Below are 15678 nucleotides of genomic sequence, written 5' to 3'. Positions count from 1 at the left end.
GCGACAAGCATGCGCCCCAAAGACAACGGGGCGGAAGGCCCGTGAGGACCCTCCGCCCCGAAGGGGCACCGCCGTCAACGACAGACGGCTAGTTGTTCTTCACCGTGAAGCTGAAGCTCTGGATGACGAAGTTGTCCACCGCGTCCGTCATCCACACATCCACCGTGTGCGTGCCATCCAGCAACTCATGCGTGTCCAGCGACGCGGTCCACGTGCCGTTCGACTGGAGCGTGCCGGCGCGGATGCCCGACCCGTCCCGCGTGAACGCCACGTTCTTGATGCCGCTCAGCGCATCCGTCACCCGCGCCGTCAGCGTCACCACGCCGCCCACCGTGCTGCCCGGAGCCGGCGTCACCATCGTCGCGGTGGGCGCCTGCGTGTCGTAGCGCACCGTGCGCGTCACTCGCGTCGTGCGGCCCGCCTCGTTCGTCGCGTCGATGGTCAGCGTGTTCACGCCCGACGCCAGCGTCACCGACGTCTGGATTTCACCGCCGCCGCGCGGCAGCTGGAATTGCTGGCTGCCCAGCTTCACCGTCGTCGCGGACACGGAAGACACGCGAATCACATACGGAAGCGAGTTGTTCGCACGAGGCCCGAACGTGGCCCCGTCCGCCGTGTCCGTCGTCACCGTGGGCGAGCCGGAATCCACGAACACATGCACCACGGCTTCCGTCACGTTGCCCGCGGAGTCCGTGGCGCGCACCAGGATGCCCTGCTCGCCGAAGTTCGGCAGGTTCACCGGGTGCGTCACCGAACCGGTGCCGAACTCCAGCAGCGTGGTGTTCACCCACTGCGTCTCCACGCGCGTCGGCGTCTGCTCGTCAATCTGGCTGATGACATCCACCAGCCCGCCCACCACCTGGCCAGACACCGGCGACTGGATGGTGATGACCGGCGGCACGCGGTCCACCGTCAGGTTGATCTGCTTCGTCGTGACACCGCCCAGGTTGTCGCGGCCCGTGAGCTGGATGATGTTCGGCCCTTCCACCAGCTCCACCGGCACGTAGACCAGACCGCCGCTCAGCTCGGGGTTCACCACCACCGGGGTGCCGCCGTTCACGATGAACGCCGCGTAGGTGATGAACGCGCCGTTGGTGGCCGGCTTCACGAAGCCCCACGCGTTCAGCGTCGTCTCGCGGAGGAACGCGGGCTGGTTGCCCATGATGACCTCCGGCGCCGTGTACGGATAGGGATTGATGACCAGCGTCTGCGCCGCCGTGCTGCCCAGCAGGTTCGGGCTGGCCGGCTGCAACGTCACACCGGAATACACCGCACGGTAGTCCTGCGCGCCCGTGGCGGACCACGTGTCCGTCGCGATGGTCCAATTGAGGGAGAACACGCCGTCGCCGTCCGCGTCGTCATCCGCGCCAATCGCAACACCCGCCACGAAGAACGTCACCACGCCCTTCTTCGACCCCGTCACCACGGCGTTGGTCGACGCATTCCGCACCCGCGCGGACAAGGTCGCCTGATTGCCAATGGTCACGCTCGCGTTCGCCGCCGGAGAGAGAATCGTGGTCGTCGTCGCCACGCCCGTCACCGGAGGCTCCGGCGGCGTGTACGTCCGCACGCGAGCCGACGCCGACACGCCCGCCGCGCCACCCGAGGCCGCCGTCACCGTGACCTCCGACAAGAGCGACGGCAGCAGGTTCGCCGGAGCGCGCACCGTCACCGTCACCGTGGACTCCGCGCCGGAGGCCAGGAACACCGTGGGCCGGCTCAGCGTGGCCGTCCAGCCCGGCAGGCCGCCCGCGGTGCTCAGCGTGTACGTGTCCGCCTGGTAGCCGTGGTTCTTCACCTTGATCGTGTAGGTCGTCTCCTTCGGCTCCAGGTTGGGGATGGAGAACATCTTGGTGTCCTCGCCCACCACGGACACCTCCACGCTGAAGTCGCCGAAGCACGCCAGGCCCAGCGACGCGAACGTCGTCGGGATGTCCCGCGCCGGGGACCCCGGCTCCCAGCCACCGTCCGCAGCCTGCTTCGTCTTCAGCCACTCAATCGCGTTGAACAGGCGCGCGTTGCTCGCCGGCTCCTTGCCCGCGAGGCACAGCGAGTACACGGCGATGCCCGTGGCGAAGTCGTCGGAAACGTCGCTCGGCAGGCGGCCCCAGCCCTTGCCGCTCACCGCGGGCATCGCGATGAGCTGGTTCGCCAGCGTGTTGATGGTGGTGGTGTTCACGCCATTGGCGCCCGGCCCCGCGGCCTTCAGGCCCACGATGGCCCACGACTTCTGGAACGTGTACGGCATGCCGTCGTCGAAGACGCCCGTGGTGGCCGTGTTGATGTTGGCCCGCAGGTACGCGGCCGCCTTGTCGATGGCCGCCTGGTACTGCGCCGCCTTCGCCGGATCCACGCGCTGCTTCGCCTGCGCCAGCGCCACGATGTAGCGCGCGGTGATGGGCACGTTGCCGTGGTTCACCGGCGTGCCGCTGTGGTCCTCGTTCCACCGGCCGCTGGACTGCTGCGTGCCCAGCGCCCAGTTGGCCGCCATCACCAGCGCGCTGCTGTACTGCGTGGACACGTACTGGTCGAAGCCCGCCAGGCCGAACGACGCCCAGCCCGTCTTGGAGTTCGGGAACGAGGACCCCTGATACAGCCAGTGACCGGAAGGCAGCTGGTCCGTCTTGATGCGCGCCGTGATGGCGTCCAGGTTCTGCTGGAGCGTGCGCCCGTTGGTCGCCGCCTGCGCCATGTTGTAGCCATTGGCCTTGGCGCTCGACAGGCCGAACACCGCCGCGCCCTGGCGGTGGCACGCGATGCAGTTCTCGTGCGTGGTCCAGTTGGCCACGTCCGCGCTCAGGAACTGGATGGCCTTCTGCGTGGCCTCCGTGTTGGTGGCGGCGGCGGCCGGGAGGCTGAAGGCCGACAGCAACATCACCGCGAACGTGACGAGTCGCGCCGCCCAACGGGGCGACGAACGGGATACGGCTGATGACATGAGGGAACGTCCAGGGGGCCTACGGGTGGGCACACCCGGACGCGAGGCTCAGGGCCCCCAGCGCACACCCCGGCCCGTCCACCCGCGCCTCACCTCAGCGCCCCGGTGATCCGAAACCCGCGTCCGGCTGGAAGAAGCACCCCGCGAAAGGCGTGCGGGGCTAGAATACTCAAGCTTGGCTGTAACTGTCCAGGGAGGGGCAAAGCCCCCAAGCCTTAGAAATCAAGGACATACGGCCAGTCACACGAATCCCTGGGGACTCAGCCTTCCTGTGAACCCCGGGTGCGCTTCCACAGCTCGCGCAGCAGGATGATCCCGAACTGGGAGTCATTGAGGATGTACCGGCGCCACAGGCGCTTGGGCTCGTGGGTGAGGCGGTAGAGCCACTCGAAGCCGGCCTTGGCGATCCACTCGGGGGCGCGCTTGGCGGTGCCGGCGATGAAGTCGAACCCCGCGCCGATGCCGATGGCCACCGTGGGGCCCAGCTTCTGGGCGACCTGGGAAATCCACACCTCCTGCTTCGGGCTGCCGAGCGCGACGAAGAGCAGGTGCGGATCCATCTCCCGGATGCGCGCGACGATGGGATCATTCTGCGCGTCGCCCGCGTCCAGGTTCACCATGGGCGAGTCCCAGCCCACGACCTCGATGCCGGGGTACTCCGCCTGGAACTGCTTGCCCACCTTCTCCGCGACGCCGGGGCCCGCGCCCAGCAGGAAGATGCGCCACTTGCGCTCGGCGCCCATCTTCACCAGCGGGAGGATGAGGTCGGAGCCCGCGATGCGCTCCGGCAGGGACACGTCCAGCATGCGCGACGCCCAGACGATGGGCATGCCATCCACCACGGAGATGGTGGCCTTGGAGTACGCGTCGCGGAAGCGCGTGTTCGTCTCCGCGAGCACCACGTGGTCCACGTTGGCGGTGAAGACGTAGCCGCCCTGGTGCGCGTCCACCAGCTCGCCAATGGCCGTGATGGCCTCCGGGAACGTGAGCTGGTCGATGGTGAGCTGGCCGATGTTCAGGCGCGGGCGAGGGGCAGCGGCGGCGGGGGCGTGTACGGTGGTCAAGGCGTCGTCTTCACTTCACCGTGAGGTCCAGCACGGTGATGGAGTAGGGGGGAAGGCGCTGCGACAGGGTCTGCTCGGCCTGCTTGCCGGTGGCCTGTTCGGTGAAACCGCCCGGCGCGCCCGAGTACCCCATGACGCGCACGGTGTTGAGCGAGCCGCAGCCCTTGAACTCCAGCTGCGCCTGGGCGGCCTGCTCGGGGTCGAAGTTGAGCAGCACGGCGGTGAGCTTCTTGCCGGAAGCATCGCGGGACGCGAAGAGGCTGGTGCCTTCCGCCGCGGTGGTGGACAGGCCGTTGTCCTGGAAGCGGCCGCCTCGCCCGTCGAAGTCGCGATACGCGCGGAACGCCCAGAACGTGGGGCTGTTCTCCGCGGGGTACTGCCAGAAGAACGCGGACGTGAGCCCCTGCTGCCCGAAGCGGCCAAGGGCCTCCGCCTGCGCCAGGCCGCCGCTCATGTGCTTCATGGCGCCGAAGTTGTACTCGCCAATGGACATGCCCCGGCCGGGGTAGTTCTCCGAAATCCACTGCTTCACGCGAGGGATCAGCTGGATGGGTTCGGCGATCCAGGACTCGTCCTTGTAGGTCGGATCCCACAGCGCGCGGGTGGAGCGGATCCGCCGCGCGTTGGTGTCGGGGTCGGTGGCGCCCTCCAGGCCCAGGCCCACGTTGGTCTGCGGGTAGAAGTGCACGTCCACCACGTCCAGCAGGCGCACGCCGGTCTTCTTCTCGTGGTCGCGCAGCTCGCGCAGGTACCAGGGCAGCAGGGGCACGTCGCCGTGCGCGCGGCGGTCCGTGTACGGCGGCCGACCGGGAGCGAAGTCCGCGGCGGACCAGAAGTAGTTCGTCCAGCCCCACTCCGCGGGACCGGCGATGACCGCTTCCGGATCCGCCTTCCGCACGGCGGAGCCGTACTCGATGGTGCGCTTGAGCAGCTCGTCGTAGGTGAGCGGCTCAGGGTGCACGTCCCGGTGCGTGGAGCTCCAGAGGGCGGGCTCGTTGTCCAGGATGTACATGTTCACGCCGCGCTTGGCGGCCTTGAGCGACTTCACCCACTCGGAGATGAACTCCGGCGGGGCCTGCACGCTGGTCGTCGTGGGAGCGCCGGGGACCAGGGGCGTGCCGTCGCGGCGCACGCCGTTGCCGCCCGCGGGGTCGGTGTCGTCCTGGGCCTGCTGCGGGCCGAACGAGGACACCGGGAAGCCCACGGCGGACGTGTCCTTGGCCACCCAGCCGATGAGCGGCAGCGTGAGCGCGGACTGGACGTTGTTCTTCCGGTTGGACTCCAGGAAGTCATCCGCGCCGAAGCCCAGTTGCACGTTGCGGAAGTACCAGTCGTTGCCGGTGTTCCACGCGCGGCCCAGCTTCCAGTTGTAGCGGGACGTGGGGTTGCCGCCCCAGCGGCGGATGGTGGCGCCCAGCTTCCACTGGTGCGTGTCCGTCGTCTCCTTGTTGCCGTCCAGCGCGATGCCGTAGATGAGCGGGTTGATGGGCTTGGACGGAGAGGCGCAGTCGATGATCATCTTCGACTCGCGGCCGTCGCCCCGGCCCATGCGGCCACCACCGGCTGCACGAGCCGCCGCCACGTCAGGCGACAGCGGCACCAGGGCCACCTTGTCGAAGAGCACCCAGTCCCGGCCCACCTCCTTCGACGCGCGCAGCACCAGGCGGTCGAAGGGCTGACTGCGCGGGTTGAGGATCTCCATGGGCACGACGACCTCCGCCCACTCGCGGTCCTTCTTGACGATGAACTCCGGGCTGATCCGCACGTGCGGGAACGTCGTGGCGCCGGGGGCGTCCAGGCGCACGTCCAGGAACTCGCCGTAGGACTCCGGGGCGGTGAAGCGGAACGTCAGCGCGCCGTACGCGCCGGGGAGCTTGGGCCGGTAGAGGATCCACCCGCCGTAGTTGAACATCCGCAGTCGCGCGGGCGCGCCCTTGGGAAGTTCGCGAGGCGCCCAGCCGATGTCCTTCCATCCGGCCTGGATGCCCCCGTCGTACACGGCCACCGTGTCCGTGGCGGCGGGCTGCGCGGTGGGCGCCGCGTCCTTCGTCGAGCCCTGCTGCGCCATGGCCACGCCCGCGCCGCCGCCCAGCACCGCGCAGGTGAGGATGACGGTCCGCTTCCACCGTCCGTGCTTCGTCTCTGCCATGACCTTCCTCAACGCATCCCCCGGAACGAACCCGGTACAGCGGATCAGCAATCCACAACGGCTACAGCGGGACCTCGTCCAGGTCCTTGCGCGGGAAGATGCGCGCGGGGATGCCCACCGCCACGCTGTCCGGCGGCACGTCCTGGAGCACCACGGCGTTCGCGCCAATGCGCGAGCGGGCGCCAATGCGCACGGGCCCCAGGATGCGGGCGCCCGCGCCAATCCAGACGTCGTCCTCGATGGTGGGGTAGCCGTTGTCCTTGGCGGTGCCCACGGTGTTGTTGCCGTAGAAGCGCACGCGGTCGCCAATGCGGGAGTCCCCGCCGATGACGACGCCCAGGCTGTGCACGAAGTACACGCCCTTGCCCAGCGTCACGTCCTTGCCGATTTCGATGCCCATCACCGCCGTCTGGGCCACGCGCAGCACGTGGTTCACCAGCGGGATGTGGAAGGCCAGCGCCGCCTCCCGCGCGCGGTTGAGCGCGGTGATGCGGTACGAGTCGCTGGTCAGCACCACCTTGGCGATGGACTTCGCGTCCGTCGTACCGGTGGCCGCCTTGGCCATCTCCAACGCGTCCGAGATGAGGGCTCCGAACATGGCTTTCATCCTTGGGGATTTCCCCGGCCCTGCAGGTAGCGCGCGAGGCCCTTGGCGACGCCCACCCAGCCGCCGGCCTCCGTGCGGGCCCCGCGCAGGTACTCCATGCCGTACGCCACGGAGGTGCCCGCGTACGCGGCGCCCGTGAGCCCCAGCTTGTCCGCCACGCTGGAGGCCTTCACCACGGCCTCCGTCAGCCTACGGGACGCTTGCGGCGCCACCACAGCGGAGGCGAGCAGCGGGCGCGAGAGCAGGTTCGTCTCGAAGAAGAGGCGCCACGGGTTCACGCCCTTCACGTCCGGGTGCTTCACGGAGACGTGGGTGTCGAACATGCCGTAGCGGTGGGCGCGGCGGATCCACTTCTCGAAGCTGACGTGGTCGCTGCCGTGCAGCACGTACGCGTCCGGCGCGAAGTGGAATGCGCAGCCAGCCTTCTCCAGGCGCACGCCCAGCTCCACGTCTTCGGACTGGCCCAGCGTCTTGTCGAAGCCGCCCACGCCCACGTAGTCCGCGCGGGGGAAGGACACGTTGCCCGTGTAGAGGTGGTTGCCGTGCGCCTTCACGCCGGGGACGGACAGCTCCTCCGCCATGCGGTTGTTGAGGTGCGCGTACCAGCGCTCGAAGAGGGGCATCTCCCCGATTTCGGGATCCGGCCGGATGCGGCCCAGCACCACGTTGCGCGAGCCCTGCGGGTGGTGGGCCAGGTGGCGCGCCAGGAAGTCGGAGGCCACCTGCATGTCGTCATCCGTGACGAGCACCGTGGCGCCCCGAGCGGCCAGCACGCCCCGGTGCCGAGCGGCGGCGGCGCCCGCGTTCTGCTGCACCTCCACGCGCAGGGTGTAGGGCAGCTTCAGCTCGGAGAGCGGGCCCTTCACGTCGGAGGCGGAGCCGTCGTCCACCACCACCACCTCGAACTCCTCGGGCGGCAGCGTCTGGCCGGCCAGCTGCTGGAGCAGGCGGGTGATGAGGGGCAGCCGGTTGTACGTGGCGATGACGACGCTGAGCCGGGGGGCCGGGACAGCGGGGGAGTCGGAAGGGCTCATGGCGTCTTCTTCTTCTTGGCGGCGTCAGCGGCGGCGCGCTTCTGCTTCTTGGTCGGACGCGGGAAGGTGACGCTGCCGGCGAAGCGGTCCTCGCCCACCAGGGAGAGGGTCTTCTGCGCGGAGCCGAAGTCCGTCTCGCCCAGGGTGACGACCATCAGGGCGGTGTCCGCGGCCAGGGCCAGCGGGAGGCTCGCCGGGTGGGTGATGAGCGAGTCGATGACCACGATGACCCGCTCGCCTTGCTCCACGCGGCGGCGCACCTCCAGGACCATGCGCGGGGCGCCGGCGGGCTCGATGCCGGTGGCGTCCACCAGGCGCAGGGGAGGTTCCGGGTAGGGCGCACCGGCCTCCATCAGGGCCTGGGCCGCGTCCTGCGCGGGGGCACCGGGATGGGCGGGGACGACCACCAGGTAGTTCCAGGCGCGGCGGTCCAGCGCGAACCACAGCCGCGACAGCTCCGGCGAGGGCACGGCGCTGACGGGCGGGGTCTCCTCGGCGGGCGGCGGGGGGCTCGAATCGGCGGACATGGGAGCGGCGACGGTATAACGCAATGAGGCGTCATGACCCAACGACCCGGGCGGGCGGGCAGGCGAAGGAGCGCGCCACCGGTCTGCTGTCACGGCTGACACCCCCAGAAGGAGCCTCCCGCGAGGGGGGCCGCCGGGGGGCGTGGGGGACGCGGCGTGTTATGGAAGAGGGGTGCAGAAGATCGGCTACCTGATTCCCGAGTTCCCCGGCCAGACCCACATCTTCTTCTGGCGCGAGCTGCAGGCGCTGCCGGGGAAGGGCGTGTCACCGGAGCTGGTGTCCACCCGTCCGCCGCCCGCGCGCATCATCAGCCACAGCTGGGCACGCGAGGCCATGACGCGCACGGAGTACCTGGCGCCGCCGCCTCCGCTGGGCGTGCTGCGGGCCGCGCTGGAGATTGCCCGGGCCATGCCCACGGGCTGGGCGCGGGTGCTGGCCTCCATCGCGAGGGCGGAGGGCCTGGACGCGAAGGGCCGCGCGCAGCTGGTGGCGTTCGCGGTGATGGGCGGCCGGCTGGCGTCGCTGGCGCGCGAGCGCGGCTGGACGCACGTGCACGTGCACTCCTGCGCCAACGCGGCGCATGTGGCCATGTTCGCGAACCTGTTGTCCGGGCTCACGTACAGCATGACGCTGCACGGGCCGCTGGACGACTACGGGCCGAACCAGCGGGAGAAGTGGCGGCACGCGAAGTTCGCCTTCGTCATCACCAAGAAGCTGCTGGCGGAGGTGCGCCAGGAGCTGGCGGGGAGCCTGCCGGACCGCATCGAGCTGGCGCCCATGGGCGTGGAGCTGTCGCGCTTCCAGCGCTCGGTGGCCTACGAGCCGTGGTCCGGTGAAGGCCCGCTGCGGCTGTTCGCGTGTGGCCGGCTGAACCCGTGCAAGGGGCACGCGGACCTCATCGACGCGGTGGGGATGCTGCGCAAGAAGGGCATCGACGCGCGGCTGTCCATCGCGGGCGAGGACGAGGCGGGCGGCACCACGTACCGCAAGGTGCTGGAGGCGAAGCTTCAGCAGGACGGCCTCGCGGACGCGGTGACGCTGCTGGGCGCGGTGAGCGAGGACGTGGTGAAGGACGGCATCCAGCGCTCGCACCTGTTCGCGCTGGCGAGCCTCCAGGAGCCGCTGGGCGTGGCCATCATGGAGGCCATGGCCATGCGGGCGCCGGTGGTGGTGACGGGCGCGGGCGGCGTGAAGGAGCTGGTGGACGACGGCGTGGACGGCGTGCTGGTGCCGCCGCAGGCGCCCGCCGTGCTGGCGGAGAAGCTGGAGAAGCTGGCGCGGGACCCGGCCGAAGCGGTGCGGCTGGGCGAGGCCGGCCGCCGCAAGGTGGAGGAGCAGTTCAGCAGCGAGCGCAGCGCGGACATGCTGGCGCGGATGCTGGCGTAGCCGGCTTCAGCGCACGGCCTTCCAGAAGAACAGGGCGGTGGCGCGCTTGTTCCGCTTGTCGCCCTGCCCGAAGTACGCGGTCGCCGAGTGCACGAAGTCGGCTCGGTAGACGATGAGGCGGTTGAAGACGTTCTCCACCTCCATGTCCTGCGCCCACGCGTTCGCGGGCAGCTTCGTCACGCCGAAGGCCTGGGTGAGGTTGACGCAGCCGGGAGGGCAGGTGTTGCCGCCCAGGCCGCCGCCGGGCATGCGCAGCCGGTAGAAGGACGTGCCCACGTGCTTCACGGGCGGCTTCGGGTGCAGGTAGATGACGCCCGCGAAGTCACACAGCGCCAGCGAGTCCACGTGCGGCTTCGCGGTGGACTCCTTCTCCCCCACGAGCTGCACGTGGTTGTGGGACAGCGAGCCCTGGGACGGGGCCTCCTGCTTGAGGGCGCGCACGCCAGCCTGTTCGCAGATCCACTGCTCGATGGGGGCCAGCTCCGCGGGCGTGAGCGCGTGGGGGGCGCGGATGCCGGGCCAGATTTCAGGCCGCCACGGGGCGCCCATCGTCCAGTCCTCGCGGGCCAGGTTGCGCTCGTAGACCTCCAGCGCGTTGGGCAGGGCGTTGTCCTTGATCCAGTAGTCCCGTCCCAGCTTCGGCTTCCGATAGGGAAGCACGTCGCGGACGGCCGACTCCGGGCGCCGTTGTTCGAGCATGAGCGATTGCCGCCTTCCTGCTCACGCGGTCAGCAAGAACCCTGCCGTGTTTCACGTGTGTTTCATGCCTCGAGCCGGGGCGTTCTGCCCCATCCGACCAGGGGGCTCGCCACACCGGGGCGTTTTGCCCCAGGGTCAATCACCCCGGAGGGCCGTCGTCGTGAGTCTTCGCCCGGGATGACGACTGCTGATCATCCCGGCGCGCTTCTGTCGGGAACCCATGTGCACCTGCCCTGGATGGACATCCAAAAGACAGACACTGGATGCATTCGGGACGTTGGAGGCGGAAATGGCCGGGTGGGATAGGGTTTCCAGACACTCTGGGTAATCCCCGCAAAGAATGCCATGTCCGTATTGGAAGGTTTTGTCATCATGGTCCTGCGCGGAAACGGAGCTCGGGGGGCACTTCCATGGCTGACAAAGAGATGCAGACGTTCGCGGCGCTGGTCATCCAATTCCGTTCAGGGCTCTTGAAGCACGCCCAGCGCATCCTGGGGAATGCGGCGGACGCGGAGGACCTGGTGCAGCACGCGCTGGACGAGGCGTGGAAGGAGCGGCTGCACCTTCAAGGGCCTGAGGCCTTCCGTGCGTGGACGGGGCGGGTCATCAACACGCGGGCCATCAGCCTGTTGCGCCACCACCGCGCGGAGCAGCGCAAGGCGGTGAACGCGGGCTGGGTGACGGTGCTCGCGGACGACCCGGAGGAGACCGAGGGCAGCGAGCTCTGGACCTTCATCCAGGAGAAGGACCTGCGCGAAGCGGTGGAGCGCCTCCCGCCGCAGCAGCGGGAAGTGTTCCACCTGCGAGCGCAGGGGCGCTCCTACGTGAGCATCGGTGCCCAGGTGGGCCGCTCCACGGGCACGGTGGGCTGGTGGCTCCACCAGGTGCGCGAACAGCTGCGCGAGCGGCTCCAGCCCATCGCGGAGGAGCGCCGGCTCTCCGTGGGCACGTGGCACTGAGGCCTCAGGTGTTGCCCGCCCGCGCGGCCAGCAGCGCCGGTCCCACGGCCTTCTCCTCCGGGAGGGGCAGGGGCGTGGCCTCCGCGCGCAGCAGCGGCAGACCGTGCGGTTGGGCCTGGAGGTAGGCCACCAGCTTCTCTCGCACCAGGCAGCGCAGGTCGAACGCCTTGCCGGAATCCGCGGCGCTCACCAGGGCGCGCAGCTTCATGGTGCGCTCGCTCAGGTCCGTCACCTGAAGCCCCTGAACCTTGCCGTCCCACAGCCCCTTGGATTCCTGCTCCAGGATGCGCTTGAGCTCCGCGCGCACCGCGGGCACGTCCGTGCGGAAGTCCACGTACAGCTCCGCCGTGCCCAGAATCTCCGGCGACACCTTGCTCCAGTTCTGGAACGGCTTCTCCAGGAACTGCGTGATGGGGATGACCAGCCGGCGCAGGTCCCACACCTTCACGACGACGTAGGTGAGGGTGATCTCCTCGATCCATCCCCACTCGTTCTCGATGATGACCGTGTCGCCAATGCGCATGGGCTGCGTGATGGACAGCTGGATGCCCGCGAACAGCGTGGACAGCGACTTCTGCGCGGCCAGACCAATGGCCAGGCCCGCGATGCCCGCGGACGCCAGCAGCGACACGCCCACGTTGCGCACCGCCTCGAACTGGAGCAGCAGCAGCGACGCGGCAACCACCACCACCGCCACCTCCACCACGCGCCGCAGGATGGCCAGCTGCGTGCGCAGGCCGCGCACCCTCGCCACGTCCGTGCCCTCCGGCGACTTCGCGACCTTGTCCTCCAGGAAGCGCGCGGCCCGGGTGAGGAAGCGCAGGACGAACAGCGCCACCGCCACGATGACCACCGAGCGCGCCGCCAGATCCACCGTCTCCTGCGCCGGAGGAGGCAGCTTGAGGAACCGCGCCCCCGCCGCCGTCAGCATGCCCGCCAGCACGAAGCGGATGCTCCCCTTGCCCGCGGCGAGCAGCTCGTCATCCCAGCCAGACTTCGTCAGCCCCGCGGCGCGAGCACCCACCCGCAGCGTCACCGCCTCGCCCAGCCGCCCCAGCGCCCACGCTCCCACGAGCACGACCGCCAGCCCCAGCCACTGCCACGTCTCCAGCACCCACAGCGGGCGCGTGAAGAACACGGGTGGCAGCATCTCCAGCAGCGGCGACCCGTGCTCCTGGAACAGCGTGTCGATGGCGCCCACCGTGTCCGCGCTGAAGACCCACACGGGGCCTCCTTCCGCGTCCACCCGCTCCAGCACGATGTCCTGGGGGCCTCGCGCCGTGGCCACCTGGCCCAGCACCTCGCGGCGGGCGCGCTCCCCGGGGCCCGCCGGCTCGCGGCCGATGCGCGCGAAGTCCAGCCACATCGTCCGGTCCAGCACCACCACCAGCCGCCGCGCCAGGGTCAGCCCTTCCTCCGCCTGCGTCTCCGGAGGCAGCCGCGACAGGTCCAGGTAGTGCGGCGCCCGCAGCCCATCCCGAGCATGTGCCGCATCCAGGAACCCCGCCGCCGTCGCCGTGGGCGTGCTCCGGTCCACCTCCGGCGGAGGCGGCGGCAGCCCCGCGTTCAGCGCGAAGGCCCCCACGGGCCCCAACAGCAGCAACACCCACATCCACGGCGGCACGAAACGGCCCACGGCGCTCTCCCAGTCTCTCTATGATTTGAGAACAAACAATCACCCTGGACAGAGGCTGTCCAGCAGTGATGACGCGGAAGGACAAGGGTCGGACGCGGTGCGGACGGGCGGGTGGGCGCCCCATGGTAGGTTTGGCACCTCCATGTCTGCTCCTGCATCGTCGCTCAAGGCCGTCATCGCCGCGCTGTCCGGCAACGTGTTGGTCACGCTCATCAAGTTCATCGCCTTCTTCCTGTCGGGCTCAGGGGCGATGCTGTCGGAGGCGATCCACTCGTTGGCGGACACGGGCAACCAGGTGTTGTTGTTCCTGGGGCTGAAGCGGGCGGCGCGCGTGGAGGACGACTCGCACCCGTACGGCTACGGCGGCGAGCGCTTCATCTTCGGCATCCTGTCCGCGTCCGGCATCTTCTTCGTGGGCTGCGGCGTGACCGTCTACCACGGCATCCAGTCGCTCCTTCACCCGCACGTGGCGGAGACGGGGCCGGTGACGTTCGGGGTGCTGGGGCTGTCGTTCCTCATCGAGGGCGGCGTGTTGCTGTTCGCGGTGCGCGGGCTCCTCAAGCAGGCCGCGGGCGAGCCCTTCTTCCGCTTCGTGCGGACGAAGGCCGACCCGGCGTCGGTGGCCATCCTGCTGGAGGATGGCGCGGCGGTGCTGGGCCTGGTGCTGGCGACGGCGGGCATCGCGTTGACGCACGTGACGGGCAACCCGGTGTGGGACGCGGCGGCCTCGCTCACGGTGGGCGTGCTGCTGGGGCTCATCGCCATCTACCTGATGGTGGAGAACCGGGAGCTGTTGCTGGGCCGGTCCGTGCCCTCGGACGTGGAGCAGCGCTTCGAGGATCTGCTGCGCGCCCGCCCCAGCCTGGCGGACCTGCACGACGTGAAGACGCGGCAGCTCACCCCAGAGTCCTACCAGTTCAAGGCGGAGCTGCGCTTCAGCGAGTCCTTCGTGGCGGCCCGACTGGCGGAGGCCCTGCCCGCGCAGGGGCTGCCCCCGGTGGGCGCGGAGCGCGAGCGCGCGTTGACGGACGCGGCCCGGCACCTCATCCGCACCCTGAGCGAGGAGATCGACGCCATCGAGGCGGAGGTCCGCCGCGCCATCCCGCAGGCGAAGCACATCGACCTGGAGCTGGAGCACCTGACCGCCGCCGCCGCCGAAGCCGCGGAACTCCGGGCCCGCACCGGGTAAGTGAGCGAGCACGAGCCTTGTCTATAGGCATCCTCAAAGACGAACTCACGCTCCTGTAGTGGCGGAAGCGTATTTCGTAAACAGGCGAGGGGCGCTTGGTGCGAACAAGACGCTACATAGCCAAACTACTTTTTGGCGGGAGCCACGGGGAGCGGACCTCCTCGCAGATACTTGCCGTAGTCGCGTCGAGATAGGACCGTGAATCCTTTGAGCCGTGTGCGGTGGAACTTGCGCTGTGCCATCATGGCCCCATGCGTGATGTTGTAGTTCCCCGTCAACTGCTTAAGCGCTTTGGCCCCGCGGAACAGGCACAGCATTAAGAACCAATAAATGCGTTGGTCGGCACGTGGCAAACCGGTGTTTACCGGCAAGTAAAGAGCGCGGTCGAGGTTGACGAAGACCAAGCCGTCCTTCGGAACATAGTCAGAATCTATAAATTCGAAGTCTAGGTCGACGAAGTCATCCGAAGAGCTTGATGACAGCCACTTGATGCCCAATGAACGAATTTGACTGTCGTCGATGAGAATGCCCTCGGGGCCCGCAAGGCTATCAAGCATGGGCTTGAGTATGTTGTCTAAGTCGGCGCTTGCATCAGACTCGTGGCGCTTCTCCTTGTCGAGAAAGCAGGTGATTTCGAGCCTGACATCTCCGCTCAAAAGGTATTTGTATTGTGCCGTCTGAGCACGGATGGCGGATTGGAAGATTTTCAGCTTCTCCTTAGAGGACTGCACGGAGGCAACAGGGGATTTCACATTGAACTGTAGCCGTCCGAATACGGGAGGCTCGTCATACTGGCTGACACTTAGAATTCGGTTGAACTCCTTCTCATCCTCTTCTTCCTGCCTAGACATTCTGAGCCTCCACAAATCCCGACACGAATGGGGTAGGTAAACTACCAAGTATGCTCACATGCGCTGCTTGCTTTAGGGGTATTTTGAGTCTCGGATGCGAGACCAAGCGTGGAAGCTCATCGGGTACATCCATGAAGCGTACAGGGACACGGGCTTCAATACTCCCGTAGAGTGAATAGATGGGTCGCCACGGTTCGTCGTTGCAGCGGGTGTTCGTGAAGCGCGGGCTCGCGGCGCTGCTCGCGTTGCCCCTCTCCGGCTGCGTGCTCTTCGCGAGGCCCATCCGTCCGCCACGCGCCTCCGACGAGGAGATGGCCCGCTTCCAGTTCCCGCTGGACCTGCCCGCGGAGGGGCGCACGCAGACGCCCGCCCTGGTGGCGGTGGCGACGCAGCTGGCGATGGATGACTTCCGTCCGCTGGACCTGAAGCCGCACAAGGGCGCGACCGCGGACGAGCTGTGCCTCTACCGGCGGGAATCCTTCGACGTGTGGACGGCGCCCGGTCCGGAGGGCGTGATGTTCGTGCGCTTCGTGCCCCGGCAGGACGCGTGCAACTCCGAAGGGCCCGTCACGGACGCAAGCGCCACGTATGCCATCGACACGCGCCAGTGGCGCATCCTGTCCATCCAGCGCTAACCC

General features: G+C 68.7%; 13 protein-coding genes. 4 read left to right on the top strand and 9 right to left on the bottom strand.

Annotated features, from left to right (window positions below; genetic code table 11):
- Nucleotides 1-88 precede the first annotated feature (88 nt).
- From D7Y04_RS38240 to D7Y04_RS38215, 6 genes are all read right to left on the bottom strand, one after another.
- Entirely contained in the window at nucleotides 89-2938 is a 2850-nt protein-coding gene (locus D7Y04_RS38240) for an Ig-like domain-containing protein (protein WP_120599190.1), read from the bottom strand.
- Between the two features lie 260 nt (nucleotides 2939-3198).
- Nucleotides 3199-4002 (bottom strand): exopolysaccharide biosynthesis glycosyltransferase EpsA, encoded by an 804-nt coding sequence (gene epsA / locus D7Y04_RS38235; protein ID WP_121762535.1) that lies wholly within the window; start codon nucleotides 4000-4002, stop codon nucleotides 3199-3201.
- 10 nt (nucleotides 4003-4012) lie between these two features.
- Nucleotides 4013-6151: a GH44 family glycoside hydrolase EpsB gene (gene epsB, locus D7Y04_RS38230; protein WP_121762534.1), complete on the bottom strand. Its 2139-nt coding sequence runs from the start codon at nucleotides 6149-6151 to the stop codon at nucleotides 4013-4015.
- Nucleotides 6152-6212: 61 nt separating this feature from the next.
- Entirely contained in the window at nucleotides 6213-6749 is a 537-nt protein-coding gene (gene epsC, locus D7Y04_RS38225) for a serine O-acetyltransferase EpsC (protein WP_169827560.1), read from the bottom strand.
- Nucleotides 6750-6754: 5 nt separating this feature from the next.
- Nucleotides 6755-7792, bottom strand: coding sequence for an exopolysaccharide biosynthesis glycosyltransferase EpsD (gene epsD, locus D7Y04_RS38220; RefSeq protein ID WP_120599194.1), 1038 nt, complete (start codon nucleotides 7790-7792; stop codon nucleotides 6755-6757).
- On the bottom strand, nucleotides 7789-8319 hold the full coding sequence (locus D7Y04_RS38215; RefSeq protein WP_233601771.1) for a hypothetical protein: 531 nt from the start codon (nucleotides 8317-8319) through the stop codon (nucleotides 7789-7791). The genes epsD and D7Y04_RS38215 overlap by 4 nt, the downstream gene beginning before the upstream one ends.
- Nucleotides 8320-8491: 172 nt before the next feature.
- On the opposite strand from D7Y04_RS38215, the gene epsE reads away from it, so the two are divergent.
- Complete coding sequence (gene epsE / locus D7Y04_RS38210) at nucleotides 8492-9706, top strand: exopolysaccharide biosynthesis GT4 family glycosyltransferase EpsE (RefSeq protein WP_121762532.1); 1215 nt, start codon at nucleotides 8492-8494, stop codon at nucleotides 9704-9706.
- Nucleotides 9707-9712: 6 nt separating this feature from the next.
- Here the strand turns inward: epsE and D7Y04_RS38205 are convergent, their stop codons facing one another.
- Entirely contained in the window at nucleotides 9713-10405 is a 693-nt protein-coding gene (locus D7Y04_RS38205) for a DUF6445 family protein (RefSeq protein ID WP_120598679.1), read from the bottom strand.
- A gap of 410 nt (nucleotides 10406-10815) precedes the next feature.
- Here D7Y04_RS38205 and D7Y04_RS38200 point away from each other — a divergent pair, with 410 nt between their 5' ends.
- Nucleotides 10816-11364, top strand: a complete 549-nt coding sequence (locus D7Y04_RS38200) for an RNA polymerase sigma factor (protein ID WP_158627663.1) — start codon at nucleotides 10816-10818, stop codon at nucleotides 11362-11364.
- 4 nt (nucleotides 11365-11368) lie between these two features.
- On the opposite strand, the gene D7Y04_RS38195 is transcribed toward D7Y04_RS38200, so the two are convergent.
- On the bottom strand, nucleotides 11369-12976 hold the full coding sequence (locus D7Y04_RS38195; protein ID WP_121762530.1) for a mechanosensitive ion channel family protein: 1608 nt from the start codon (nucleotides 12974-12976) through the stop codon (nucleotides 11369-11371).
- Between the two features lie 166 nt (nucleotides 12977-13142).
- On the opposite strand from D7Y04_RS38195, the gene D7Y04_RS38190 reads away from it, so the two are divergent.
- Nucleotides 13143-14189: a cation diffusion facilitator family transporter gene (locus D7Y04_RS38190; RefSeq protein WP_120598676.1), complete on the top strand. Its 1047-nt coding sequence runs from the start codon at nucleotides 13143-13145 to the stop codon at nucleotides 14187-14189.
- Nucleotides 14190-14314: 125 nt separating this feature from the next.
- Here the strand turns inward: D7Y04_RS38190 and D7Y04_RS38185 are convergent, their stop codons facing one another.
- Complete coding sequence (locus tag D7Y04_RS38185; protein ID WP_121762529.1) at nucleotides 14315-15040, bottom strand: RusA family crossover junction endodeoxyribonuclease; 726 nt, start codon at nucleotides 15038-15040, stop codon at nucleotides 14315-14317.
- Nucleotides 15041-15219: 179 nt separating this feature from the next.
- On the opposite strand from D7Y04_RS38185, the gene D7Y04_RS38180 reads away from it, so the two are divergent.
- Nucleotides 15220-15675: a hypothetical protein gene (locus tag D7Y04_RS38180; RefSeq protein WP_121762528.1), complete on the top strand. Its 456-nt coding sequence runs from the start codon at nucleotides 15220-15222 to the stop codon at nucleotides 15673-15675.
- Nucleotides 15676-15678 lie beyond the last annotated feature (3 nt).

It is taken from the genome of Corallococcus sp. AB038B (assembly GCF_003668955.1).
GTDB lineage: Bacteria > Myxococcota > Myxococcia > Myxococcales > Myxococcaceae > Corallococcus > Corallococcus exiguus.
Note: the sequence above shows the minus strand (reverse complement) of the source record. Positions and strands in the feature narration are given on the sequence as shown.